This window comes from Paenibacillus sp. V4I7, from assembly GCF_030817275.1.
In the GTDB taxonomy this organism is placed as follows: Bacteria; Bacillota; Bacilli; order Paenibacillales; family NBRC-103111; genus Paenibacillus_E.
Map to the genome: position 1 here is coordinate 7211997 of NZ_JAUSZD010000002.1, position 26086 is coordinate 7238082.

Annotated in this window: 20 protein-coding genes, 1 tRNA gene and 3 rRNA genes; 4 read left to right on the forward strand and 20 right to left on the reverse strand. The window is 45.2% G+C overall.

Annotation, left to right across the window (positions count from 1 at the left end):
• Positions 1-110: 110 nt before the first annotated feature.
• The 4 genes from QFZ80_RS33740 to QFZ80_RS33755 all read left to right on the forward strand — a co-directional run bounded on the left by QFZ80_RS33740 (position 111) and on the right by QFZ80_RS33755 (position 3659).
• Positions 111-1319: an MFS transporter gene (locus QFZ80_RS33740; protein ID WP_307563082.1), complete on the forward strand. Its 1209-nt coding sequence runs from the start codon at positions 111-113 to the stop codon at positions 1317-1319.
• Positions 1320-1451: 132 nt separating this feature from the next.
• Positions 1452-1982 carry a sigma-70 family RNA polymerase sigma factor gene (locus QFZ80_RS33745; RefSeq protein WP_307563084.1) on the forward strand — a complete coding sequence of 177 codons (531 nt, stop codon included), beginning with the start codon at positions 1452-1454 and terminating at the stop codon, positions 1980-1982.
• Positions 1979-2425 carry a hypothetical protein gene (locus QFZ80_RS33750; RefSeq protein ID WP_307563085.1) on the forward strand — a complete coding sequence of 149 codons (447 nt, stop codon included), beginning with the start codon at positions 1979-1981 and terminating at the stop codon, positions 2423-2425. Before QFZ80_RS33745 ends, QFZ80_RS33750 begins: the two co-directional genes overlap by 4 nt.
• A 22-nt stretch (positions 2426-2447) precedes the next feature.
• Positions 2448-3659 carry a hypothetical protein gene (locus QFZ80_RS33755; protein WP_307563086.1) on the forward strand — a complete coding sequence of 404 codons (1212 nt, stop codon included), beginning with the start codon at positions 2448-2450 and terminating at the stop codon, positions 3657-3659.
• 263 nt (positions 3660-3922) lie between these two features.
• Here the strand turns inward: QFZ80_RS33755 and QFZ80_RS33760 are convergent, their stop codons facing one another.
• The 20 genes from QFZ80_RS33760 to dnaN all read right to left on the reverse strand — a co-directional run bounded on the left by QFZ80_RS33760 (position 3923) and on the right by dnaN (position 25987).
• On the reverse strand, positions 3923-4090 hold the full coding sequence (locus QFZ80_RS33760) for a small acid-soluble spore protein P (RefSeq protein WP_307551031.1): 168 nt from the start codon (positions 4088-4090) through the stop codon (positions 3923-3925).
• Positions 4091-4252, reverse strand: coding sequence for a hypothetical protein (locus QFZ80_RS33765; RefSeq protein ID WP_307551030.1), 162 nt, complete (start codon positions 4250-4252; stop codon positions 4091-4093).
• Between the two features lie 20 nt (positions 4253-4272).
• Positions 4273-4620, reverse strand: coding sequence for a hypothetical protein (locus QFZ80_RS33770; RefSeq protein ID WP_307551029.1), 348 nt, complete (start codon positions 4618-4620; stop codon positions 4273-4275).
• 129 nt (positions 4621-4749) lie between these two features.
• Positions 4750-4836: transfer RNA gene (locus tag QFZ80_RS33775), tRNA-Ser, on the reverse strand.
• Positions 4837-4919: 83 nt separating this feature from the next.
• Positions 4920-6200, reverse strand: a complete 1281-nt coding sequence (gene serS / locus QFZ80_RS33780; RefSeq protein WP_307551027.1) for a serine--tRNA ligase — start codon at positions 6198-6200, stop codon at positions 4920-4922.
• A 94-nt stretch (positions 6201-6294) separates the two neighbouring features.
• Positions 6295-6873 carry a pyridoxal 5'-phosphate synthase glutaminase subunit PdxT gene (gene pdxT, locus QFZ80_RS33785; protein ID WP_261303411.1) on the reverse strand — a complete coding sequence of 193 codons (579 nt, stop codon included), beginning with the start codon at positions 6871-6873 and terminating at the stop codon, positions 6295-6297.
• The gene (gene pdxS, locus QFZ80_RS33790) at positions 6873-7754 is read right to left on the reverse strand and encodes a pyridoxal 5'-phosphate synthase lyase subunit PdxS (protein ID WP_307551025.1); all 882 of its coding nucleotides are present in this window, start codon (positions 7752-7754) and stop codon (positions 6873-6875) included. The genes pdxT and pdxS overlap by 1 nt, the downstream gene beginning before the upstream one ends.
• A 121-nt stretch (positions 7755-7875) precedes the next feature.
• Positions 7876-9222: a D-alanyl-D-alanine carboxypeptidase family protein gene (locus tag QFZ80_RS33795; RefSeq protein ID WP_307563087.1), complete on the reverse strand. Its 1347-nt coding sequence runs from the start codon at positions 9220-9222 to the stop codon at positions 7876-7878.
• A gap of 116 nt (positions 9223-9338) precedes the next feature.
• Positions 9339-10796, reverse strand: coding sequence for an IMP dehydrogenase (gene guaB / locus QFZ80_RS33800; RefSeq protein ID WP_307551021.1), 1458 nt, complete (start codon positions 10794-10796; stop codon positions 9339-9341).
• 163 nt (positions 10797-10959) lie between these two features.
• Positions 10960-12162 carry a putative glycoside hydrolase gene (locus QFZ80_RS33805; protein ID WP_307551018.1) on the reverse strand — a complete coding sequence of 401 codons (1203 nt, stop codon included), beginning with the start codon at positions 12160-12162 and terminating at the stop codon, positions 10960-10962.
• 104 nt (positions 12163-12266) lie between these two features.
• Positions 12267-12383 (reverse strand): 5S ribosomal RNA (rrf, locus tag QFZ80_RS33810).
• Positions 12384-12453: 70 nt separating this feature from the next.
• Positions 12454-15370 (reverse strand): 23S ribosomal RNA (locus QFZ80_RS33815).
• A 200-nt stretch (positions 15371-15570) separates the two neighbouring features.
• Positions 15571-17112 (reverse strand): 16S ribosomal RNA (locus QFZ80_RS33820).
• The 16S, 23S and 5S rRNA genes sit together here, the layout of an rRNA operon.
• A 347-nt stretch (positions 17113-17459) precedes the next feature.
• Positions 17460-18527 carry an HD-GYP domain-containing protein gene (locus tag QFZ80_RS33825; protein WP_307563088.1) on the reverse strand — a complete coding sequence of 356 codons (1068 nt, stop codon included), beginning with the start codon at positions 18525-18527 and terminating at the stop codon, positions 17460-17462.
• A gap of 81 nt (positions 18528-18608) precedes the next feature.
• Entirely contained in the window at positions 18609-21101 is a 2493-nt protein-coding gene (gene gyrA / locus QFZ80_RS33830; protein ID WP_307563089.1) for a DNA gyrase subunit A, read from the reverse strand.
• A gap of 46 nt (positions 21102-21147) precedes the next feature.
• Positions 21148-23064, reverse strand: coding sequence for a DNA topoisomerase (ATP-hydrolyzing) subunit B (gene gyrB, locus QFZ80_RS33835; RefSeq protein WP_307436812.1), 1917 nt, complete (start codon positions 23062-23064; stop codon positions 21148-21150).
• A 151-nt stretch (positions 23065-23215) separates the two neighbouring features.
• Positions 23216-23464: an extracellular matrix regulator RemB gene (gene remB, locus QFZ80_RS33840; RefSeq protein ID WP_307551012.1), complete on the reverse strand. Its 249-nt coding sequence runs from the start codon at positions 23462-23464 to the stop codon at positions 23216-23218.
• A 5-nt stretch (positions 23465-23469) separates the two neighbouring features.
• Positions 23470-24588, reverse strand: coding sequence for a DNA replication/repair protein RecF (gene recF, locus QFZ80_RS33845; protein WP_307551010.1), 1119 nt, complete (start codon positions 24586-24588; stop codon positions 23470-23472).
• A gap of 28 nt (positions 24589-24616) precedes the next feature.
• Positions 24617-24832 carry a S4 domain-containing protein YaaA gene (yaaA, locus tag QFZ80_RS33850; RefSeq protein ID WP_047684005.1) on the reverse strand — a complete coding sequence of 72 codons (216 nt, stop codon included), beginning with the start codon at positions 24830-24832 and terminating at the stop codon, positions 24617-24619.
• 12 nt (positions 24833-24844) lie between these two features.
• Positions 24845-25987: a DNA polymerase III subunit beta gene (gene dnaN / locus QFZ80_RS33855; RefSeq protein WP_307551009.1), complete on the reverse strand. Its 1143-nt coding sequence runs from the start codon at positions 25985-25987 to the stop codon at positions 24845-24847.
• Between the last annotated feature and the right edge of the window lie 99 nt (positions 25988-26086).

A 26086-nucleotide genomic window follows, 5' to 3' on the forward strand; every position in this document is an offset into this window, starting at 1 on the left:
TTGCAAACATCCAGTCATAGCCTTGCCGCAATCGATGTTCTATAATAAACGATAGATTTGTTAGTCCTCATTTCAAACCAAGAATTAATTCGAAAGGAGCTTCCACTTCGATGACAAGCATCAAAGCTCCATCCTCCTATCGCATTCCGCTCTTCTGTATCGTCACACTTCTCTTCTGGATGTCGATGTATACGAGCGTTCCCATTATGGCGCCTTACGTAGAATTCCTTGGCGGGAACCACCAGTTGGCCGGATGGATTGTCGGTATGTACGGGATCTCCCAAATGCTGCTGCGAATTCCCGTAGGTATCATGTCAGACCGATTTCATAAGAGGAGGCTATTTATTACCTTTGGCCTGCTATTTACGGCTATAACCGGTTTAGGACTATGGATCACTCATGATTTCACATGGATCCTTATTCTCCGAGCACTGGCAGGCGCAGCCGCGGCAACCTGGGTTGATTTTACCGTATTATTTACGAGTTACTATAAGCATGAAGATTCAACGAAAGCGATCGGAACGATCTCCTTCTTCAATTCACTTGGGCAGGTTCTAGGAATTCTTGCGGCTGGATGGGCGGCAGATTCCTTCGGCTGGGAGGCTGTCTTCATTTTGGGAGCTGTGCTAGGCTTGATGGGTATGATTGGATCACTTTTCCTTGTAGAAAAAGTTGAGCTCGATGCGCCTAAAATTACGATGCGCGGTATCGGTGACGTTGCGACTGACCGTACGCTGCTGTTCGTGTCCTTACTCGCTATCTTGTCGCAAGTCCTCATATTCGCAACGGTTTTCGGATTTACGCCCGTTTATGCAATCGAACTTGGTGCTGATAAATTCTCCTTGTCGATGCTCTCGTTATTTGCCAACATACCGGTAGCGCTAGCTTCCTTATTTGGCGGGCGGCGATGGGCTGTCCGGTACGGGGAAAAGCGCATGATTGTATGGGGTTTTATTCTTATGGGGATATTTACGTTTACGATTCCTTTTACGCATCACCTTTGGGTGCTGATGGTTACACAGGCTTTTGCAGGCTTTGGTCGCGGACTTTCTTTTACGGTACTCATGGGGATGAGTATTAAACATATGCCAGCGGATAAGCGGGCGACGGCAATGGGGTTTTTCCAAGCCATTTATGGACTCGGCATGTTCATTGGTCCCGTTCTTATGGGCATAATCGGAGATTGGTTCTCTCTGGATCAGGGATTTATTGTGCTGGGTGTACTTGGCGTATTGAGCGCACTTCTGTCTCATTGGTTCGTACGAAGTGCGCCTCCTAAACATCAAGTCAAACCTAGCAGTTCTACTGCAGCACTTTAACATGGGGAACGGATCTTGAAGATTCGTTCTTTTTCTTTTTGAAAGCGTGCAGGGGTACTGAAGGTAACCTTCGTCTATTCATGCGGAGAGGAGGAGAAGCATATTCAGGAACAAGCACTCGTAAAGCGCATATTGAATGGCGATGAGGCAGCATTCCGTGAGCTTGTAACAACATATCGTCACCATTTGTTCCAAACGATCTATGCCATTGTACGTCATGCTAAGGATGCCGAAGATTTATCACAGGATGTTTGGACCCGGATTTATTTCTCCCTCCCTCAGTATCAAATGAAGGGTCTGAAAACTTGGATGACTCGCATCGCGGTGAACCGGGCTATCGATTTCAAACGATCGGCCAGCAGGCGTAAGGAAGAAATGACGGCTGAGATGGGGGAACCCATCCAATCCTCTGGTACTCATCGTTATTTTGAGCATGGTGTGGAACATGAAGTGATGTTAAATGAGACGACTGAGCTCGTGCGTAAGAAGCTCCATCAAATCCCTGCCAACTATCATGAAGTATTAACGGCCTACTATATTCATCATCAGTCGTATCAAGATATTGCCAATGCTCATGGGGTGACGGTCAAAACGGTAGAATCCAAGCTATATAGAGCCAAGCAGTGGCTCCGTAACAATTGGAAGGAGGAGGAATTCTTGTGAACCATTATAATGAACAAGCGTGGAAGCAATATGTGGAAGAGCGTCTGTCACCCGATACTTTAAGTGGGATGGAGCTTCACCTATATCAGTGTGATGAATGCTTGACGATGTATATGACATGTTTGGAACAAATGGAAACTGTACTTCCGATCATGGAAAGGGATACGCAAGGGTATGTGGATGCCATCATTGCTCGTACAACAGGAACTAAGCGCTCTTGGTACCACTATACAATGCTGCATTACGGTATTGCGGCAGCGGCTACACTCATCCTGGTTGCTACCGGCTTCTTTCACGGAATTTCGCAGGAATTGGACACTGTAGGTTCATTTAAACCTGCTAACTCTATAAATACCTCTTCCTCCCTACAAAAAGATAAACCGATATCGGACCAATTGTTAAATAAAACACTGACGTGGCTAGACACGTTACAAAATAAATAAAAACAAGGAGGTTAAACCTTTAATGCCTAATAAAAGCAGCCTAGTCGCTTTCCTGCTGTCCTTCCTACCTGGAGCAGGTCATCTATATATGAACCGCTTATTCCGCGGGCTCCTATACGGTGGTGGATTCTTTGGATCGTTATTCCTTATCTTCATCGGAGTCGCTTTTTTAAACGCCCCGGATGACTTCCTGGTTCTTCTTGCCTTACTGGCCGCCTTAACATGGGTTGTGAATATGCTGGATATGATTATCTTCCTGCTACGCTCACAGCCCTATCGCTTGCCTGGCTCTTACGGGTCTGAGCAGTATGAGCAGAAAGAGCAGCCTTCGTGGGACGCCAATCCTTATTCCACTCGAATGGCTGGTCAACAAGAAAAAACAAAAATTATGCTGCTCTCCTTCATCCCTGGACTCGGACATTATCAGCTTGGGTTAATGCATAGAGGACTTACGGCGATGGTTTCCTTCTTTGGGGTTGCGATATTAGTATTCTTCGTCACCATCATGACGCATAACGAAGGCTTTACTGCCTTTCTGTTAGCCTTGCCAGTTCTGTGGTTTTATACGATGTTTGATGCACTGAAGCAACAGGGGCATAAACAATCGGGGTTAGAGCTCGTAGATCGCAGTATTTTCGAAGACTTCCATTTGGGGGATGACTACGGACGCAAAAATCGGACATTGGCAACGATTATCGCCATTTTTCCAGGTGCAGCTCACTTGTACCTCTCTATGACGAAACGCGGCGTCCAACTCATGGCGATCTTCCTTTTCTCCATCTATATATTAGATGTACTCCGATTGTCTCTGTTTTTATTTTTGATCCCGATTCTTTGGTTTTTTAGCTTTTTTGATGCCTTGCAGAGCATTACGAAGTACGAAAATGGTACACTGATTGATAAACCGATTATCGAGAATTGGACGGCTTATCAACGCCCCATTGGCATGGTTTTGATCCTACTAGGCAGCTACTATGTCTTGAAAGATGTTGTTGTTCAATTTATGTATCAAATTCTACCTAGCGCAAGGAATTACATGTATTTAATTACGGATTTCAGCCAAACCCTCATAGTAGCCCTGCTGCTGATCGGTGGCGGCGTACGTTTGTTAATGAACCGTAAACAACACGTTACTACGTTTTCGACATTTACGGATGATGCTCATCCATCGCACCAACCATCCAATCCAATGCCTCAACACTATCTAGAAATCGACGAAAAAAAGAACCCCTAAGGGTTCTTTTTTGTCGGTGTTGATGATTTCTTTAAACCATGTTACATGTAAACCTTAGGAAAATCTGCTTATAAAACACGGTAAGTGTCTTTGGCACATCCCCTCCAGCCTGATTATAACAGGTAGAAAAGTCCTCTATGCAACGGTTGTTTCCCTTTCGCTAATTGCTCCAACGGAACCACACCTCTCTGCTCACCGACAAAAATAGTATGTCCGGTTTTGTGGATTTTAAACATTTTGTAAAGATTTTTTCTTCGAGAAATTTAGTTTTCGTGACCGCGGCCTTCTGCATGAGCAGCCCTGGAGTGATTCTGATTCTTCACTTTCTTAGATCCGGAAAGAGGCTCTGGACTATTATTGCGATCACTATTCTTTACCGATCCATTCTCAATAAGATTATCACCTGCGGAATATGATTTTGGTTTAGACATTTATTTGTCTCCTCTATTCTTATCATGGTTTAATGCATCTTGATGTCTATGATCATTGACTTGCTGCTGCGCTTGCTGAGCCTGATGGCTGTTAACAGGGCTAGCCTCAAAATCTTTAGCTACATTCTGTAAATTCTTATCAACCGCTCTTTGTTTGGTCATTGTGAACTCTCCTCTACCCTTTAGGCGTGTGTAACTCTCTGCAAGGCTTGTGCGCATTCATGGATATGGCGAACGTAATCATCCACCAGATTCTGCACAATTTCGCTGGTTTCATCAATGTGTGTAGTGCCCTGCTGCACATCAGTCAGTTCAACCTTAACCTCTCTGTCGTCCACGTAGGTGACTTTAAAATCGATTGTATAGCCCGTATGCCCCGCCGCCATAATATGAACCCTCAGTGCCTGAGGATCGGCCTCATCGGCCCATACACGCGCCTGATCGGTTGGCTGAAGCGTTGTCGGGAGTACCGTCATCCACTCATTTACCAATTCAGCTTGATCAATCGTTAGCTTGTCAGCTTTGCTCATAGGTAACACCTCCACATGTATAAAATGCGGAGCCCACCCGTCTTTTATCCATGTAAAAAAACAACAAAAAAAGCCACACGATTCGTGAAAGAATCGCATGACTTCTTGGTTGGGGTATTACCATGGTTACGGAGAGGGTGGGATTCGAACCCACGGAGACCTTGCGACCTCGGCGGTTTTCAAGACCGCTGCCTTAAACCACTCGACCACCTCTCCACGATAGGTGTCTCCGAGTAGGGAGACAACCTTGTGCAGTGACAAAAAGCATTGTAGCACAGATCTTATAGGAGAATCAAGTGCTATTTTTTTGTAATCACTTTGACATTGTTCATGTAAGGAATGAGAACCTCAGGAACCTGAATCGAACCGTCAGCTTGCTGGTAATTTTCGAGAATCGCAGCCACCGTACGACCAAGCGCAAGACCTGAACCATTCAGCGTATGTACAAACTCCGGCTTCGCCTTCGCATCTCTGCGGAAGCGGATGTTCGCTCTGCGAGCTTGGAAGTCTTCGAAGTTACTGCAGCTGGAGATCTCACGGTATGCGCCGCTGTTAGGCAGCCATACTTCCAGATCGTACGTCTTAGCCGACGTGAAGCCGATATCCCCTGTGCAGAGTGACAACACACGGTAAGGCAGTCTCAGCAGCTGTAGAACGCGCTCAGCATGCCCTGTAAGCTTCTCCAGCTCATCGTAGGAGTCTTCGGGCTTAACGAGCTTAACGAGCTCAATTTTGTTGAATTGGTGCTGTCTGATTAAGCCGCGTGTATCTCTACCTGCAGATCCAGCTTCTGAACGGAAACATGCACTGAAAGCAACAAAATTAACCGGAAGCTGCTCATTCGTGAGAATATCTTCCCGATGATAATTCGTTACCGGTACTTCCGCTGTCGGAATAAGGAAATAATCCGAATTCTCCAGTTTAAACACATCTTCCTCAAACTTAGGAAGCTGTCCGGTCCCCGTCAAGCTATCGCGGTTAACGATATATGGAGGCAGCATCTCTTCGTAACCATGCTCATCGCTGTGCAGGTCCATCATGAAGTTAATCAGTGCTCGCTCCAGCCTTGCGCCAAGCCCTTTGTAGAAAACGAAACGCGAACCCGTCACCTTCGCCGCAGCTTCGAAATCCAGTATGCCCAGCTCTTGCGCTACTTCCCAATGCGGCTTCACTTCGTAATCGAATTGTGGAATCTCGCCTACACGGCGCAGTTCCACATTCTCTTCTTCCGTACGGCCTACAGGAACGCTTGGATGGGGCATATTCGGGATGGAGAGCAAGATCTGCTGTAAGGACTCGTCCAGTACGCGAATCTCGTCATCGAGCTCTTTAATGCGGTCTCCGACGACTTTCATTTCTTGGATCAGCTCATCCGCATTCTCGCCGGATCTTTTGCGCCCAGCTACCTCTTGGGATACTGTATTTCGGCGGTTTTTGAGCTGCTCAGTTTCTTGTAAGAGCTCTCTACGCTTCAAATCTAATTTCGTGAAGCCGTTCAACTCTTCAATTTGTTTACCGCGGTTTTGCATTGCAGCTTGCACAGCTGCCAAATCACTTCGAAGTAACTTTACATCAAACAAGGAGATTCCTCCGTTAGCGCAAAATGGTTAGAATATGGAAGCAAGCACCTTTACCGGCTATAATCCGGTGATATCAAGGTGCTTGTACCATCAATTATGCTTGTCTTTGCTTTACCATGTCTAAGAAATAGCTGTGCAGACGAAAGTCGTCTGTCAGCTCTGGGTGGAACGACGCAGCAAGGAGATGCCCTTGCTGTGCTGCGACAATCTGGCCGTCATACGTAGCCAGTACATCTACCCCAGGTCCCACCTTCTCGATCAGTGGGGCTCGAATAAAGACCGCGCGAACGTTCTCGTCGATGCCTTTGATCGGCAAGTCCGTCTCAAAGCTTTCGCGCTGACGACCGAACGCGTTGCGAGCCACCGTGATATCCATCAGCTCAAGGTGAGCTTCCGGCTGTCCGGTGATCTCTTTCGCGATGACAATCAACCCCGCGCAGGTGCCGAAAATCGGCTTGCCCGCGGCAGAAAATTCCTGAAGCGCATCAATGAAACCATAGGTGCGCATTAACTTGCCGATTGTCGTACTCTCTCCACCAGGTAAAATAATCCCATCAAGATCAGCTAACTGCTCGGTTCGTTTGACAACGACGCCTTCAGCGCCAGCCTTCTCGATCCCACGAATATGCTCTGCTACCGCGCCTTGCAGCGCGAGAACTCCGATCTTCGTCATTACCAGCCGCGCTCCTGCATACGCTCGGAAGCTTGAAGCTTGGAAATTTCGATTCCCTTCATAGGGGCACCCAGGTTTTTGGAGATTTCTGCAATTAATTTATAGTCTGTGTAGTGAGTTACAGCTTCAACAATCGCTTTCGCGAATTTCTCTGGGTTATCGGATTTGAAAATACCAGATCCAACAAATACACCGTCAGAACCAAGGTGCATCATAAGCGCTGCGTCAGCAGGTGTGGAAACACCACCAGCTGCGAAGTTAACAACAGGCAATTTACCTGTTTCGTGAACTTGTAGAAGCAACTCATACGGAGCGCCAAGTGTTTTTGCTTCAAACATCAATTCATCCTTGGACATCCCTTGGATTTTGCGAATTTGACCTTGAATTGTACGCATATGACGAACAGCTTCTACGATATTACCAGTTCCTGGCTCACCTTTGGTACGAAGCATGGAAGCACCTTCACCGATACGACGCAAAGCTTCACCAAGATCGCGGCAACCACATACGAAAGGAACCGTGAAATCACGTTTGTTGATGTGGAATACTTCATCCGCAGGTGTAAGTACTTCACTCTCATCGATATAATCAACGCCTAGGGATTCAAGAATTTTCGCTTCAACGAAGTGTCCAATTCTTGCTTTCGCCATGACTGGAATGGATACTACACTCATCACATCTTCAACAATTGAAGGGTCAGCCATACGGGATACGCCACCAGCTGCACGAATGTCAGCGGGAACGCGCTCAAGCGCCATAATAGCGGATGCACCAGCTGCTTCTGCGATTTTAGCTTGCTCAGCGTTCATAACGTCCATGATGACGCCGCCTTTTTGCATTTCGGCCATTCCAGTTTTAACGCGGGAAGTTCCTGTTTCCATTCTTTATTTCCTCCTATAGCTTGTATGCCAATTTCATGCAGTTTCCTACACGATTCGATTGTAAATCTTCTAAACAATTATTTTACATGAAGGAGGGGTAATATACAACCCATTTTCTGGTCTAGGAGCCGCCTTTAATCCCTTTAAACATATCGCTGAAGAAGTTTTTGAAGGAGCGGAACAAGAGACGAATCCAGCTGCCTTTTTGAACATCATCATTGGCAATTAGATCAACCGTTTTTTCTTGCCCATTGTAGCTTACCTTCACTTTGCCGAGCGTATCGCCCTTCGTAATAGGTGCTACGAGCTTGCTCTCTTCAAGCGGCTCTGCCGTAATTTTAAAATCTGTATCTTTCGCACCTTTTCGAGCGATGAACGTTAGACCCGTCTTTGTCACTAGAGGCACTTGTGTTTGAACACCTTTCTTAATGTTTACGATTTTCAAGGAATCTATTTCTTGCTTCGCATTTAGGAAAGGTTTTATTTCGAAATTATTGAATCCATAATCGAGCAGCTTTCTCGTTTCGTTGAAACGTTCCGGTTCTGTTTTGGTACCCATAACAACAGTGATAATACGCATTCCGTTTCGTTCAGCTGTCCCTGTAAAACAGTACCCTGCATCATCGGTAGAACCCGTTTTCAAACCATCCAGTCCTTGATAAGCATACTTTTTCAAATTGGTGTTGCTCTGATTTCCTTCTAGCATCCAGTTCCAATTAATCATTGGTGTTTTATCTGTAGCTCTTAATTTTAAAGTTGGGATTTTCGTAAATTCAAGAATTTCTTTATGATCCTTAAGGATATTATAGGCAAGAATGCCGGCATCTCGCGCAGTCATTTTGGTCTCACCTTCAATAGATGCTGGCGGATTTTTGAGATCGGCACGTGAAAGCCCAGTAGCGCTAATGAAATGAGCCTTGTCCGACATACCTAGTTGTTTGGCTTTCTCGTTCATCATCTTCGCAAAATTCTCTTCCGTACCTCCTAGCAATTCAGCAAAAGCCACGGAAGCGTCATTCGCAGAATAGATCGACATCGCATTAAACATATCTTTGAAAGTCAGGGTTTCATTTTCCGCAATCAGTTGTCCAGACCCAATCACGTCCGCAGCATTTTTGCTTGCAGTCACTGGCGAATCCCATTTGAATTTACCTTCTTTAATACTCTCCAAAGCCAGATACTCGGTCATCATTTTGGCCATACTTGCTGGTGGGAAAGCTTCATCGGCATTTAATTCATAGAGCACAGCTCCTGTGCTCGCTTCCATAATAATCGCAGATTTAGCTACTGGTTTAGGTTCATTGAGTGCAGGCGTTGGTGCTGTTGAGGCTGCTGGTGCAGTCGTGGTTGCTGGTGCTTTGGTATCCTCGGCATATGCTGGTTGTATATGTAAAAGTAAGGATTGAGCAATTAAACTGACACCTAACACCAAAGCAACCTTTTTCTTTGTAAAACTTAAAAATCTCACAATTTCACTCTCCTAATGATGTAATAATACGTTATATTGTACCACACCACATTAGACAAAAAAAAGAAGACGTAGGTTCATTTCCCACGCCTCCAAATTCATCCATATTGTGACAATTATAACGAGTAATTAGGTGCTTCTTTGGTAATTTGAATATCATGCGGATGACTTTCTTTTAAACCTGCACCCGTAATTCGAATAAACTGGGTATCATTAATAAGTTCTTGAATATTGCGAGCACCACAGTACCCCATACCTGAACGTAGACCGCCCACTAGTTGATACACTGTATCCGCCATTGGCCCTTTATAAGCGACACGGCCCTCTATACCCTCAGGAACAAGCTTGCTCTCGTTCTCTTGGAAATAACGGTCCTTGCTGCCTTCCTTCATCGCCCCTAATGAGCCCATACCCCGATACACCTTGAATTTACGCCCTTGGAAAATTTCCGATTCACCAGGACTCTCATCCGTTCCAGCAAAAAGACTACCGATCATAACCGCACTAGCCCCGGCCGCGATCGCTTTGACAACATCACCGGAGTACTTAATACCGCCATCTGCGATAATAGGAACGCCAAACTCTGCTGCAGCTTGCGCACAATCATAAATAGCTGTAATCTGAGGAACACCAATCCCTGCAATAACCCTTGTTGTACAAATGGATCCAGGACCAATTCCTACCTTCACCATGGATGCTCCAGCCTTAATGAGGTCACGTGTACCGTCACCTGTAGCTACATTTCCTGCGATGATTGGCAGTTCCGGATATTGTGATCTAAGCTTTTTCACGGTTTCTGCGATATTAATGTGATGACCATGCGCAGAATCTACGACAATCACGTCAATGCCCGCTTTAACAAGAGCTGCAGCTCTCTCCATAACGTCCTTAGAAACACCTACAGCTGCGCCTGCGAGTAAACGACCCTGTGCATCCTTAGCGGAGTTAGGGAACTGAATGGCCTTCTCAATATCCTTAATAGTGATTAAACCTTTAAGCTCAAAATTCTCATCGACCAAAGGCAATTTCTCAATTTTATGTTTTTGAAGAATGCCTTCTGCTTGTTGAAGTGTGGTCCCCACAGGAGCCGTAACCAAATCTTCCTGAGTCATTACTTCTTTGATTTTGATGGAATAATCATGTACAAAGCGCAGGTCGCGGTTCGTTAAAATCCCCACCAGCTTGTTCGCTTCATTCACAATCGGTACACCAGATATACGGTATTTCGCCATCAACTCTTCCGCGTCATAAACATGATGCTCGGGTGTTAGTGAGAAAGGATTCGTGATAACGCCACTCTCTGATCTCTTAACACGGTCAACATGCTCAGCTTGAAGCTCAATCGGCATATTCTTATGAATAATCCCGATACCGCCTTCTCGTGCCATTGCAATCGCAAGCGCAGATTCCGTAACAGTATCCATAGCAGAGCTAATAAACGGGATATTTAATTTCACGTGAGGCGCGAGTACGGTAGAAACGTCGATCTCCTTACCGAACACTTCAGACTTTCTCGGCACCAACAATACATCATCAAACGTTAAGCCTTCCTTACCAAACTTGTCTTCCCTCACAACACGTATTCCTCCTTAGAGCTCTCTATGAAAGAAAGCTTTATTCGAATGAATCTTCTCATTCGTTTTGTTTATGATTGCAATCTTAACAAAAGCCTATTTTTCGTGTCAAGGAAAAGGACAAGTCTACCGGATAACCTTCTGCCCGAATAAGTCAATTCCGTTAACGATACGAATAGGTGCTGCTCGAGTTCCACAACAAAAATTGTTCCACGCCTTGCTCCCTTGCCGCCTTAATTTGCTCCATAACATCAATAGCCCCATATTTCTTATGTGGTTTCACCCAAGTGGCTGTAAAATCTTGATACCACGGTCTAATTTCCGCAATTTGGCTATCTGATTTCAGTAAAAGTTGGTTCTTCCCATTTGCATCGCTGATTGCTTTACGAATAACCGCATAAGGTTGTAAATCAGGATTCTTAATCCCATATACACCGCTAGAATAATGAGAGGGATACAACATAGGTGAAATATAATGCACCTGCTTACTGATCATCGACCAATCTTGTCCAATACCCATATCATTATCAGACGAAGTTGTTAATCCAAAGACATCGGCAGATAAATAAGTTCTTTCACCAATTTGTTCTTTGGCTTTCTTGAGGAAATTCTCGATTACCTGTGCTTTGGTCCATTTATTAGGGTTGTCGAATTTGACCTCCTGATCCACTTTCTTGCCGTTCTCAGGAAATCTCACATAATCAAACTGGATTTCATCAAAACCTAATAAAGCTGCTTCCTTAGCAACTTGAATGTTATAATCCCACACTTCTTCCTTATAGGGGTCAACCCAAGCCGTTCCTTTACTATCCTTCCACACGTTACCCGCTTGAGTCATCATCGCATAATTACTTTTTTTCATGCTTAAATATGGATCTTTAAAAACAACGACTCGCGCAATCGTATATATGTGCTTCTCCTTTAATCTTAGAAGCTTGGCTTTCAAATCACGAATAATAACATGGCTATTAGCCCCTATCTCATTCACCAAAGGAATCGCTGACGGATATGTAACTTGTCCCGAATCGTTCTTAACATCGATAACCATCGCATTCAGATCAGTTTGATCCACAAGGTCAACCAGCTGCTCAAATTTATTACCTACCGCTGACCAGGCAGATACGTAAATCCCTTTTACAATCTGCTTAGTGGGTTTTTGAGGCGTGTTCTTGACGTCATCTAATGACAGTAGCTTCTCTTCATTGCTTGAGATAGGCAATGTCTTTCCTAAATTGTTTAAAGCGCCGAGCGGATCTGTACCATCCTTGATCGAGTCCATCTTCGCGGAGCAGCCACTTACCATCTGTATCAAAAAGAAACCAAGAAGTAAAACACCCAAATATCTCCTGTATATCGATGCACCCATACCAATCCCTCCTCATAGGGCTAGTATGGTTTAATATGTCGTTTTGTACTGATGTAAAAAAAGAGTCTTTCTGGAATTTCTTCCAAAAAGACTCTTTATCTTGTGCTTGGCAACGTTCTACTCTCCCAGAACCCTGCGGTTCAAGTACCATCGACGCTGGAGGGCTTAACGGTCGTGTTCGAGATGGGAACGCGTGGGTCCCCTCCGCCATCATCACCAAACAGTCAAAGCGTGGTTTGCGCCTTGAAAACTAGATACGAAACTTGCGTAAAGTAAGATTACTTAGGAATTTTGGTTAAGCCCTCGACCGATTAGTATTCGTCAGCTGCATGCATTGCTGCACTTCCACCTCGAACCTATCAACCTCGTCGTCTACAAGGGGTCTTACATACTGGGAAATCTCATCTTGAGGGGGGCTTCGCGCTTAGATGCTTTCAGCGCTTATCCCCTCCGTACATAGCTACCCAGCGATGCCTCTGGCGAGACAACTGGTACACCAGCGGTACGTCCATCCCGGTCCTCTCGTACTAAGGACAGCTCCTCTCAAATTTCCTACGCCCGCGACAGATAGGGACCGAACTGTCTCACGACGTTCTGAACCCAGCTCGCGTACCGCTTTAATGGGCGAACAGCCCAACCCTTGGGACCTACTTCAGCCCCAGGATGCGATGAGCCGACATCGAGGTGCCAAACCTCCCCGTCGATGTGGACTCTTGGGGGAGATAAGCCTGTTATCCCCAGGGTAGCTTTTATCCGTTGAGCGATGGCCCTTCCATTCGGTACCACCGGATCACTAAGTCCGACTTTCGTCCCTGCTCGACTTGTAGGTCTCGCAGTCAAGCTCCCTTATGCCTTTGCACTCTGCGAATGATTTCCAACCATTCTGAGGGAACCTTTAAACGCCTCCGTTACATTTTAGGAGGCGACCGCCCCAGTCAAACTGCCCACCTGACACTGTCCCCATACCGGATTACGGTACCAGGTTAGAACTCCGATACGATCAGGGTGGTATCCCAACGATGCCTCCACCCAAGCTGGCGCTCAGGCTTCAAAGGCTCCCACCTATCCTGTACAGATCGTACCAAAGTCCAATATCAAGCTGCAGTAAAGCTCCATGGGGTCTTTCCGTCTTGTCGCGGGTAACCTGCATCTTCACAGGTATTAAAATTTCACCGGATCTCTCGTTGAGACAGCGCCCAAGTCGTTACGCCATTCGTGCGGGTCAGAATTTACCTGACAAGGAATTTCGCTACCTTAGGACCGTTATAGTTACGGCCGCCGTTTACTGGGGCTTCAATTCATAGCTTCGGGCTTGCGCCCTAACCACTCCTCTTAACCTTCCAGCACCGGGCAGGCGTCAGCCCGTATACTTCGCCTTGCGGCTTCGCACAGACCTGTGTTTTTGCTAAACAGTCGCTTGGGCCTTTTCACTGCGGCCCCCTCGGGCTATTCACCCTACCGAGGCACCCCTTCTCCCGAAGTTACGGGGTCATTTTGCCGAGTTCCTTAACGAGAGTTCTTCCGCGCGCCTTAGAATTCTCTTCTCACCCACCTGTGTCGGTTTGCGGTACGGGCACCTTCGCCTGGCTAGAAGCTTTTCTTGGCAGTGTGAACTCATGACCTTCGGTACTTAAATTTCCCTCCCCATCACAGCCCAGCCTTACGATGTGCGGATTTGCCTACACATCAGCCTCACTGCTTGGACGAGCATCCATCAGCTCGCGTCACTATCCTTCTGCGTCACTCCATCGCTCATAACGGCTACGGTGGTACAGGAATTTCCACCTGTTGTCCATCGACTACGCCTTTCGGCCTCGCCTTAGGTCCCGACTTACCCTGAGCGGACGAGCCTTCCTCAGGAACCCTTAGGTTTTCGGCGGATCAGATTCTCACTGATCTTTTCGTTACTTATACCGGCATTCTCACTTGTATGCGCTCCACCTGTCCTTACGGTCAGAATTCAACGTACATACAACGCTCCCCTACCCATGCACTAAAGTGCAAGCCATAGCTTCGGTGGCGTGTTTAGCCCCGTTACATTTTCGGCGCAGAGTCACTCGACCAGTGAGCTATTACGCACTCTTTCAATGGTGGCTGCTTCTAAGCCAACATCCTGGTTGTCTGTGCAACTCCACATCCTTTCCCACTTAACACACACTTGGGGACCTTAGCTGATGGTCTGGGCTGTTTCCCTTTTGACAATGGATCTTAGCACTCACTGTCTGACTCCCGGATTTAAGTTTGTGGCATTCAGAGTTTGACTGGACTTGGTAACCCTTGGCGGGCCCCGCACCCAATCAGTGCTTTACCTCCACAACTCAACATCCGAGGCTAGCCCTAAAGCTATTTCGGGGAGAACCAGCTATCTCCGAGTTCGATTGGAATTTCTCCGCTACCCCCACCTCATCCCCGCATTTTTCAACATGCGTGGGTTCGGGCCTCCAGTGAGTGTTACCTCACCTTCACCCTGGACAGGGGTAGATCACACGGTTTCGGGTCTACGTCCACGTACTAAAGCGCCCTATTCAGACTCGCTTTCGCTGCGGCTCCGTCTTTTCAACTTAACCTCGCACGGGAACGTAACTCGCCGGTTCATTCTACAAAAGGCACGCCATCACCCATATAGAGGGCTCTGACTTCTTGTAAGCACACGGTTTCAGGTTCTTTTTCACTCCGCTTCCGCGGTGCTTTTCACCTTTCCCTCACGGTACTGCTTCACTATCGGTCACTAGGGAGTATTTAGCCTTGGCAGATGGTCCTGCCGGATTCCGACGGGGTTTCACGTGACCCGCCGTACTCAGGATACCTCTAGGGGTTTCGTTCGATTTTGGCTACAGGGCTTTTACCTTCTATGCCGGACCTTTCCAGATCACTTCGCCTACCGAACTAACCCCATAACGAGGTCCTACAACCCCAAGGAGCAAGCTCCTTGGTTTGGGCTATTCCGCTTTCGCTCGCCGCTACTGACGGAATCACTTTTGTTTTCTTTTCCTCCAGGTACTTAGATGTTTCAGTTCCCTGGGTATGCCTCTACTATTGCTATGTATTCACAATAGAGTAACTGCGCATTACCACAGCTGGGTTCCCCCATTCGGACATCCCCGGATCAAAGCCTGCTTACGGCTCCCCGAGGCATTTCGTCGTTCGCCACGTCCTTCTTCGGCTCCTAGTGCCTAGGCATCCTCCGTGTGCTCTTTCTAGCTTAACCTAGAAAAAACTTTAAAGTTTTTTTGTATAGTCCGAAAACTACACAACCTAAGTTCTTACTTTACGTTTTGTTTCGTTATCTAGTTTTCAAGGAACAACTGTAATGCTTTTGAAAGATTGCTCTTTCAAAACTGAACACGAGTGAGTAAGCGATTTGTGCTTTCGCACTTGACTGGATCTATCAGATCCGAGTCTCCATAGAAAGGAGGTGATCCAGCCGCACCTTCCGATACGGCTACCTTGTTACGACTTCACCCCAATCATCTACCCCACCTTCGGCGGCTGGCTCCCTTGCGGGTTACCCCACCGACTTCGGGTGTTGTAAACTCTCGTGGTGTGACGGGCGGTGTGTACAAGACCCGGGAACGTATTCACCGCGGCATGCTGATCCGCGATTACTAGCAATTCCGACTTCATGCAGGCGAGTTGCAGCCTGCAATCCGAACTGAGATCGGCTTATAAGGATTGGCTCCACCTCGCGGCTTCGCTTCCCGTTGTACCGACCATTGTAGTACGTGTGTAGCCCAGGTCATAAGGGGCATGATGATTTGACGTCATCCCCACCTTCCTCCGGTTTGTCACCGGCAGTCATCTTAGAGTGCCCACCCAAAGTGCTGGCAACTAAGATCAAGGGTTGCGCTCGTTGCGGGACTTAACCCAACATCTCACGACACGAGCTGACGACAACCATGCACCACCTGTCTCCAATGCTCCGAAGAGGGCACCTATCTCTAGGTGTTACATCGGGATGTCAAGACCTGGTAAGGTTCTTCGCGTTGCTTCGAATTAAACCACATACTCCACTGCTTGTGCGGGTCCCCGTCAATTCCTTTGAGTTTCACTCTTGCGAGCGTACTCCCCAGGCGGCATACTTACTGTGTTAACTTCGGCACCGAGGAATCGAATCCCCAACACCTAGTATGCATCGTTTACGGCGTGGACTACCAGGGTATCTAATCCTGTTTGCTCCCCACGCTTTCGCGCCTCAGCGTCAGTTATAGGCCAGAAAGTCGCCTTCGCCACTGGTGTTCCTCCACATCTCTACGCATTTCACCGCTACACGTGGAATTCCACTTTCCTCTCCTACACTCAAGTCAACCAGTTTTGGATGCGAACCGGGGTTGAGCCCCGGGCTTAAACACCCAACTTAATTGACCGCCTGCGCGCGCTTTACGCCCAATAATTCCGGACAACGCTTGCCCCCTACGTATTACCGCGGCTGCTGGCACGTAGTTAGCCGGGGCTTTCTTCTCCTATACCGTCACACAAAGAGCAGTTACTCTCCTTGCTGTTCGTCTAGGGCAACAGAGCTTTACGATCCGAAAACCTTCATCACTCACGCGGCGTTGCTCCGTCAGACTTGCGTCCATTGCGGAAGATTCCCTACTGCTGCCTCCCGTAGGAGTCTGGGCCGTGTCTCAGTCCCAGTGTGGCCGTTCACCCTCTCAGGTCGGCTACGCATCGTCGCCTTGGTAGGCCGTTACCCTACCAACTAGCTAATGCGCCGCAGGCCCATCTATAAGCCACAGATTGCTCCGTGTTTCATGATTCTCTCATGCGAGAAAACCAGTTATCCGGTCTTAGCTATCGTTTCCGATAGTTATCCCGATCTTATAGGCAGGTTACCTACGTGTTACTCACCCGTCCGCCGCTAACTTATCCCGAAGGATAAATCCGCTCGACTTGCATGTATTAGGCACGCCGCCAGCGTTCGTCCTGAGCCAGGATCAAACTCTCCATAATAGTAAAACTATATGAAAGCTGAAATGCTCATTGACTTGCTAGCGAGATTTTGCAATCTCTTTTTGAACGATTTCTCGTTCGTGCTTACTCACTCGTTGTTCAGTTTTCAAAGATCAATTTCTTTCATTTTAATCCTTCGCCCCTCAAAGGCGACTTAATTAATATACCACATCAGCCTATTCGATTGCAAGAACTTTTTTTAATTTTCTTTCGTTCTTTCGTTCGACCGCCAAAGCGACAAGGAGTAATATAACAAATCTAAAAGCAGAATGCAAGCTTTTCTTAATCATTTCTTAATAATAAGAAAGCCCCCTGCAGTAGGGGGTTAACATTACTCTCTATGGCTTTTAAATATGACCAATAACATCTTGAATGAATAGGCTTCTTTCTAATGTTAAATTTACGATGGTTCCATTAACATTAATCCAAGGTCTGGTAGGATGCGAGCGATCGGAGAATATAATCTCACCTACACGGTTATCGCTTAGTTTTACGATGGTTCCATTGCTTATTTGTGTGGACTTGTTCATAAATACTTGAACCAGGGTTGGATCTACTTTACCGAATGATTCTGTGAAGAGCTGCTCTAGTACTACATACGGCGATACAGCCGTTTTATAATAACGCTCATTGGTCATAGCGTTATATATATCAGCAATTGCTACTATTTTGGCATACATGTGAATCTTGTCACCTTTAACTCCTAAAGGATAACCCGATCCATCCTCACGTTCATGATGCTGAATGGCCGTTAATTTGACACCTTCGTTAATACCGGAAATATTTTTAAGAATCTGATACCCGATTAACGTGTGTTGTTTAATCTCATCCATTTCAGATGCTGTTAGGGAACTCTTCTTCTCAAGAATGGCTGGATCAACTTTGGATATACCAATGTCATGTAAAAGACCGGCTAACGCTATTTGCATCAGATCTTTCTGAGGAAGACCATGCCATCTAGCTAGTGAATAAGAGGTTAAGCTGACTTGAATACTTTTGTGATATATGTAATCTTGCAAACTGCGATTTTTCGGTGTGAAGGTAAGTACTTTATAAGCGTCAATATGTTGAATGAGTGCTTCAAGACCGTTTCGAAGATCTAAAATGGGAAACGGTTGTCCACCATTAGCGAGATAAAAGACGCGTTTAAGCAGCTTCAACATATTCTGATATTCCATATAAAAAGGATGAACGGTTGCAACTTCATTAAGTTTCGTTTCTTCACTCGTGGCTTCGGATTCTACACCATTCTTAGACTCAATATAGACAGATGAAATGAGAAACGCTTTTAGAATCTCAATCTCTCTTTCACTAATGACTTTTCCTTTATTGAAAAGTACATTTCCCAATTTCGTTATTACGTTATCGCCTAATCTTTCACCATATTTTAATTGAGAAACGGCTACTGTCGGCACAATCATTCACTCACCTTAGTTTTTCTTATACTTCTTATTGTAAAGTAAAAGGGATGGGTTTGTAAGCCCCATCCCGACATTTTATTCTTCTTCTGTTTCAGTTATTTCTGTTTCTTCCCAATCGCCGTCTTCCTCATTCTCGCTTTGCTCTTCATTTTTCTGCACGCGAGCTAAGGTTCCAACTTCGTCGTCTTCACGAATATTGATTAAGCGTACACCCTGCGTGTTACGACCCATCATAGAAATCCCGTCCATACTTGTACGAATTACCGTACCCGATGCTGTAATAATCATAAGATCCTCATCATTTTGCACCACTTTAAGACCGACAATAGGGCCGTTCTTATCCGTGACGTTCAAGGTCTTAATCCCTTTACCACCGCGTGACTGGATCCGATACTCAGAAACAGGCGTTCTCTTACCAAAGCCTTTGGTCGTTACAATGAGTACACTATTATCTTCATGGACAACGTCCATATCAATAACCGAATCTTCTGGATCCAGGTGTATCCCTTTAACTCCAGTAGCAGATCTACCCATGGAACGAACATCTTGTTCTGGGAAATGGATGGACATGCCGAGCTTGGTTCCCATAATAATACCTTGGTTACCGTCAGTCAGTTTAACACCAATGAGATCATCATCTTCCCGTAAATTAATAGCGATTAAGCCACCCTTACGAATGTTTGAATAATCGTCAATCGGGGTTTTCTTCACAACACCTTGCTTCGTTGCAAAGAATAAATATTGCTCCGTTTCGAAGCTTTCTACCGGAATCACCGCATTAACCGTCTCACCTTGCTCGATCTGGATTAAGTTAATGATTGGTGTTCCACGAGCCGTCCGGCTCAAATCCGGAATCTCATAAGCTTTCAGACGATACACCTTACCTTTATTCGTAAAGAACATCAGATAATGATGCGTATTCGTTACGAATAAGTGTTCGACGAAGTCATTGTCCTTGGTATCCATTCCGACAATGCCACGTCCTCCACGCTTCTGGTTCCGATACGTCGTAACAGGAAGACGCTTAATGTAACCCGTATGCGTAATCGTGATAACGACATCTTCACGCGGGATGAGGTCTTCATCTTCGATGCTTTCCTCACCAACCGTAATTTCGGAACGTCGCTCATCGCCGAATTTCTCTTTAATTTCATTCAATTCTTCGCTAATGATGGCTAGAATCAGATTCTCATCAGCAAGAATCGCTTTAAGTTCTGCGATTTTCTTCATAAGTTCGGCATACTCAGCTTCGATTTTCTCACGTTCTAAGCCAGTTAAACGCTGTAAACGCATGTCAAGAATAGCTTGAGCTTGATCGAGGCTCAAATTAAACGTAGTCATGAGCCCTTCTCTAGCTTCTTCCGTTGTACGGGAAGCACGAATCAAGGCAATAACTTGATCCAAGTGATCAAGTGCGATGCGCAAACCTTCTAAAATGTGCGCGCGCGCTTCCGCTTTGCGCAGATCAAACTCAGTTCTACGGCGAATGACTTCTTGCTGATGCTTGAGGTAATAATGCAGCATCTCGCGAAGATTTAGAACTCTTGGTTCGCCGTTGACGAGTGCGAGCATAATAATACCGAAGTTTGATTGCATGGCCGTATGTTTAAACAAGTTATTCAGAACGACATGCGGATTGACGTCGCGACGAAGCTCGATGACAACGCGCATACCGTTACGGTCGGATTCATCTCGAAGATCCGTGATACCATCAATCTTTTTCTCCCGAACAAGTTCCGCAATTTTCTCAACTAATCTAGCTTTATTCACTTGATAAGGCAGCTCGTTAACAATGATTCTAGCTTTATTATTGTTTTCTTCAATAACGGTTCTAGCGCGCATCGTAACAGAACCTCTGCCTGTTTGATAGGCTTGTCTAATCCCCTCACGGCCTAGGATAAAGCCAGCTGTTGGGAAATCCGGTCCCTTGATAGCTTGCATCAATTCAAGAGGTGTAATATCCGGATTTTCAATCATCATTTGGATGCCTTCGATAACCTCACGAAGGTTATGAGGAGGAATATTCGTAGCCATCCCTACCGCAATCCCGGAGCTTCCGTTCACAAGCAAGTTCGGAAAACGTGAAGGGAGAACAACCGGTTCATGTTCTTCGCCATCATAGTTTGGTTTATAGTCAATTGTCTCTCTGTTAATATCACGAAGAAGTTCCATCGCGATCTTAGACAAACGAGCTTCGGTATAACGCATGGCCGCTGCCATATCACCGTCGATCGATCCAAAGTTACCATGACCATCTACCAGCATATAGCGAAGTGAGAAATCTTGCGCCATTCGAACCATCGTCTCATATACCGCAGTGTCTCCATGCGGATGGTACTTACCGATAACTTCGCCAACGATTCTCGCCGATTTCTTATGTGGTTTATCTGGAGACATGCCTAGTTCTGACATCGCAAACAAGATACGACGATGAACAGGCTTCAGACCGTCTCTTACATCTGGCAGTGCACGACTGACAATGATACTCATCGCATAGTCTAAGAAAGATGTACGCATTTCGGTAGAAATGTCAATTTCTTTGACTTGCGAATGTAATTCTTCGCTCATGAATGTTCCTCCTGAAAGCTTACATCGTTAGCAACGTCTAGGACGTTTAGATATCTAGATTTTTCACGTACTTCGCATGTTCCTCGATGAAATCTCTTCTAGGTTCTACGTTATCTCCCATCAATGAATCAAAGAGCGTATCTGCTTCAATCGCATCTTCGATCGTTACTTGAAGGAATGTACGGCTTTCCGGATCCATCGTCGTTTCCCACAATTGTTCTGGATTCATCTCGCCAAGTCCTTTGTAACGCTGCACATTGACTTTGGCGCCTTCACCAAACTCCTGCATGATGGCTTCTCTTTGCTTTTCGTTATACGCATAGCGAACCGTTTTATTTCTTTCGAGCTTGAAAAGTGGCGGTTGTGCAATATACACATAACCGGTTTCGATTAATTTTTTCATGTACCTGTAGAAGAAAGTAAGCAGGAGCGTACGAATATGTGCTCCGTCAACGTCAGCATCGGTCATGATAATAATTTTGTGATAACGGGCCTTAGCGATATCGAAATCGTCACTTATCCCTGTACCAAAGGCTGTAATCATCGCACGAATTTCCGTATTGGATAGAATACGATCTAATCTAGCTTTCTCTACATTCAAAATTTTTCCGCGAAGTGGAAGAATAGCTTGGAAGTGACGATCACGTCCTTGTTTAGCTGATCCGCCTGCAGAGTCACCTTCTACGATGTAAATCTCACTAATAGAAGCATCCTTGGATGAGCAATCTGCTAGTTTACCTGGCAGCGCGCTTACTTCCAGTGCGCTTTTACGACGAGTCAATTCTCTCGCTTTTCGCGCAGCTTCTCTAGCTCTTGCCGCTTGAATTCCCTTTTCAAGAATCTTCTTCGCAATAGCAGGATTCTCTTCCATAAATTCTTGCAGCTTCTCGGCAAATAGAGATTCTACAATACCACGGACTTCACTATTTCCTAGTTTAGTCTTCGTTTGACCCTCAAATTGAGGCTCTGGAATTTTCACGGAAATAATGGCAGCAAGACCTTCGCGCACATCATCCCCAGATAGGTTGGAGTCACTTTCTTTCAACGAATTACTTTTGCGGGCATAGTCATTCAAGATCCGCGTTAGCGCGCTTTTAAAACCGGACTCGTGAGTACCGCCCTCATGTGTATTGATGTTATTCGCGAAGGAGTAAATATTTTCGGTATAGCTATCGTTGTACTGAAGGGCAATCTCGATGGAGATATTATCCTTGGAGCCTTCCACATAGATTGGCATTTCATTGACGACTTCACGGTTACGGTTCAAATGCTGAACGAAGGAAACAATCCCACCCTCGTATCGATGTGTATTGATCGTGTCCGTACGCTCATCAATTAAATTAATCTCGATTCCTTTATTCAAGAAAGCGAGCTCGCGAATTCTAGATTGGAGAATATCATAGTCATACTCCGTCGTTTCCTTGAAGATCTCCGGATCTGGTTGAAACGTAACTTGTGTCCCTGTTTCTTCGGTTTCGCCAATGACCTTCACGTCGTACTGAGGCGCGCCGCGGCGATACTCTTGTTCATGAATTTTGCCATCACGCTTAACTTGAACCGTCAGCAGCTCAGACAACGCATTTACAACAGAGATACCTACACCATGTAGACCACCCGATACTTTATAGCCGGAATCATCTCCACCGAACTTACCACCGGCATGAAGAACCGTTAGAACAACTTCGAGCGTCGGTCTTTTTAACTTAGCATTTTCACCGACAGGGATTCCACGGCCATTATCGATAACGGTAACACTATTATTCTTATGAACGATGACGTCTATCTTTGTACAGTAGCCGGCCAAAGCTTCATCGATACTGTTGTCCACAACTTCCCATACGAGATGATGAAGTCCGCGGGCACTGGTTGAACCAATGTACATCCCCGGTCTTTTGCGAACGGCCTCTAAACCTTCCAGAACCTGAATCTGACTGTCATCGTACGCATTTTGATTCACAGACATGTTATTCTTCACCTGCTTTTTTATAGTGAGAGAAACCTCTATCGTAGTCATTCGAAAATGAGCGACCGCGCTTAGAGGACGTATATTCGCCAACAAGAAAGCAGTTTTCGGAATGCCGAAATCTTATACTTTCTTATGTGGGGAGAAAAGGTTAATTCGTTAACAATTGATGTGCTCTTTTCTTGAGCGTGGTAGAGGAAATTGGAGAATAATACACTTTACTCTTCGTAACAACGAGTGATTTGCAATCTTCTTCGCCGATTTGCTCTGTTTTTTTATCTTTTAATGCTTGCTGTATGAATTGTTTCGATATTTTGGAAGATTTCTCTATCGAGATATCGAAAATAGCAACTAGTTCGGATGCCCTAATAATTTTCTCTCCACCCAAATGAATAAACATGCTCCTCAGCTCCTGCCGCTTACATTTCCTTTCAAAACATGAAACACGGAAGCATGATCCAGTTGATCCAAATGGACACTTTCCAGACCGGTTGTTGTAATAAAAGTTTGGACTTTCTGCTGAAATGTACGGATCAGTTGTGTCTGTCTATACTCATCAAGCTCGGATAGAACATCATCCAGCAATAATAGGGGATACTCGCCAACTTCCTCATGAATAAGCTCTATTTCTGCAAGCTTAAGTGATAACGCTGTTGTTCGCTGCTGACCCTGTGATCCATACGTTTGGACTTCTTTGTCGTTGATGTAAAAAAGAAGATCGTCACGATGAGGGCCCACTAGCGTAACACCTCTTCGGAATTCCTGATCTCTAACCAATGATAACTTTATCATAAATTGGTCTAATAAAACAGATTCATCTTCAAACGGTGTCATGTCAAAAGAGGGGGAATAGCGAATAAGAAGATCCTCACTATCGTTCGTAATCCCTCTATGGATCGTTTCCGCCCATTGTTGTAGCTTCTTAATAAAGCTTTGACGTTTTTTCATAATTTTAACACCATACTGTGCTAATTGTTCATTCCAAATGTCTAACATCGCGTCTGGCGCGGTTTTTCCTGGGAAAGATTGTTTTAAATAATTGTTCCGCTGCACCAATATTTTCTGATATTGCGATAAATCATGCAGATAGGAGGGCTGTACTTGGCCAATCTCCATATCGAGGAAACGCCTTCTAATACCCGGAGTTCCTTTGACGATCTCCAAGTCTTCCGGGGCAAACATGACCACATTCAAAGCACCGATAAAGTTACTGAGCTTCTTTTGTTCGAGGCCATTGATTTTTGCTTTTTTACCTTTGGTTGAAATGGAGAGATCCAGCTTACAGCTGCCATATCGTTTCTGAATTTCCGCATGCAGCTGCGTCTGCTCACCGTTCCAGCCAATTAATTCTTTATCCTGATGGGTGCGATGTGATTTCGTCATGGCCATTACATAGATTGATTCCAACAAATTAGTTTTGCCCTGGGCGTTAGGTCCAACGAATATATTCACATTGCTATCCGTTGTTAGCTCAATCTGGTCGTAATTTCTGTAATGACTGAGTACGAGTCTGTTCAAAAACATGGGTGGCCATCCTCCTGGGTTAATCCGATCAGGAGCTAACGACTTCGAATTGTCCGAAACCCTCCACGGTTACCACATCTTGCGGCACGAGTTTCCGGCCTCTACGATTTTCTGCTTGTCCGTTCACTTCAATTTTTGTATCCACAACAAAAAATTTGGCTTGTCCACCTGTGGATATACAGTCCGATAATTTCAGAAACTGTCCAAGTGTAATATAGTCCGTATTTATGGGGATCTGTTTCATATAGCGCACTCCTTAATTCGTTGTTCGATACGGCAAAATAAGCTGCAGAATATTTGTGGAATCTTGAGGCTTCATGATGATTGGCTGCATAGCTCCAGTAAATCCGATGTGAATAAACTCGGAATCAAGGACTTTAAGCGCATCGAGCATATATTTGGAGTTAAATGAGATTTTGAGTAACTCACCAGCAATATGCTGCAGGTTAATTTGCTCCGTTACTTTTCCCAGCTCGGAAGAACTTGAAGAAATCTCAATCGTCTGGTCTTCAAGCATCATCATTTTAACAATATTCGTCTTATCTTCTCTGGAAAGTAAGTAAGCACGGTCGATGGCTTCAGCCAATTCTTTGGTTGGTACGACCATTTCAGTTTGAAAAGATTGCGGAATAAGCTTAGATGTATCAGGGTAAGTTCCGTCTAAAATACGAGAATAGAATAAAATCGAATGAATTTTGAATAAAACCTGATTGTCGGAAATAACTATATCTATAAGGGAATTTTGATCAGGCAAAATTTTGCTTAATTCATTCAGAGTTCTGCCTGCGATAACAATGTTAGGCAGTTGATGCGCATTATCATTATCGACCGTTACTTCTCTACTAGCGAGACGATGACGATCACAAGCAATAAATTTTAACTTATCACCTGAGATGTTCCAGAGGACACCCGTAAGAATAGGCGTAGACTCATTGGTTGATACGGCATAAGAAGTTTGCTTAATCATTGTTTTCAGCAAATCGCTGGGCAAACGAAGCATTTTACTTTCTTCAATTTCTGGAAGCAGCGGATATTCATCTGGGTCGAGCCCCATGATTTGAATTTCAGAAGAACCCGAACGAATAATCGTTTGAAAGTTATTTCTTACTTCGATTTCGATTAATTGTGCAGGTAGTTTACGAATAATTTCGACGAAGAATTTGGCTGGAAGAACGACACTGCCGGCTTGAAATAGTTCAATAATTTTAGTCGTGTCATTCTCACTAGGGGTAAAGCTTTGAATGGAAATATCCGTATCGCTTGCTGTAAGGGTTACACCGCTTAAGGTTGCATCTATTTTGATCCCTGTAAGGATAGGTATGGTTGTACGAGAAGATATGGCTTTGGAAACGTGACCAATGGATTCAATTAGATGGTCTTTTAGGATGGTTAATTTCATGATTTCACTCCTGTGGTTCTTTTTTTCATTGCGTTAGCATAATCATTATATAATAACATTCTTTATTAGTAATAGCAGTAGGGGCTCTGGATATGTGGA

Excerpts from the sequence above, each read along its gene's own strand:
- QFZ80_RS33805 (WP_307551018.1), bottom strand. The coding sequence starts at position 12,162 with ATGGGTGCATCGATATACAGGAGATATTTGGGTGTTTTACTTCTTGGT.
- yaaA (WP_047684005.1), bottom strand. The coding sequence starts at position 24,832 with ATGAAACAGATCCCCATAAATACGGACTATATTACACTTGGACAGTTT.
- dnaN (WP_307551009.1), bottom strand. The coding sequence starts at position 25,987 with ATGAAATTAACCATCCTAAAAGACCATCTAATTGAATCCATTGGTCAC.
- pdxT (WP_261303411.1), bottom strand. The coding sequence starts at position 6,873 with ATGACGAAGATCGGAGTTCTCGCGCTGCAAGGCGCGGTAGCAGAGCAT.
- recF (WP_307551010.1), bottom strand. The coding sequence starts at position 24,588 with ATGTTTTTGAACAGACTCGTACTCAGTCATTACAGAAATTACGACCAG.
- QFZ80_RS33755 (WP_307563086.1), top strand. The coding sequence starts at position 2,448 with ATGCCTAATAAAAGCAGCCTAGTCGCTTTCCTGCTGTCCTTCCTACCT.
- QFZ80_RS33770 (WP_307551029.1), bottom strand. The coding sequence starts at position 4,620 with ATGAGCAAAGCTGACAAGCTAACGATTGATCAAGCTGAATTGGTAAAT.
- gyrA (WP_307563089.1), bottom strand. The coding sequence starts at position 21,101 with ATGAGCGAAGAATTACATTCGCAAGTCAAAGAAATTGACATTTCTACC.
- QFZ80_RS33765 (WP_307551030.1), bottom strand. The coding sequence starts at position 4,252 with ATGACCAAACAAAGAGCGGTTGATAAGAATTTACAGAATGTAGCTAAA.
- QFZ80_RS33760 (WP_307551031.1), bottom strand. The coding sequence starts at position 4,090 with ATGTCTAAACCAAAATCATATTCCGCAGGTGATAATCTTATTGAGAAT.
- remB (WP_307551012.1), bottom strand. The coding sequence starts at position 23,464 with ATGTTTATTCATTTGGGTGGAGAGAAAATTATTAGGGCATCCGAACTA.
- QFZ80_RS33740 (WP_307563082.1), top strand. The coding sequence starts at position 111 with ATGACAAGCATCAAAGCTCCATCCTCCTATCGCATTCCGCTCTTCTGT.
- gyrB (WP_307436812.1), bottom strand. The coding sequence starts at position 23,064 with ATGTCTGTGAATCAAAATGCGTACGATGACAGTCAGATTCAGGTTCTG.
- pdxS (WP_307551025.1), bottom strand. The coding sequence starts at position 7,754 with ATGGAAACAGGAACTTCCCGCGTTAAAACTGGAATGGCCGAAATGCAA.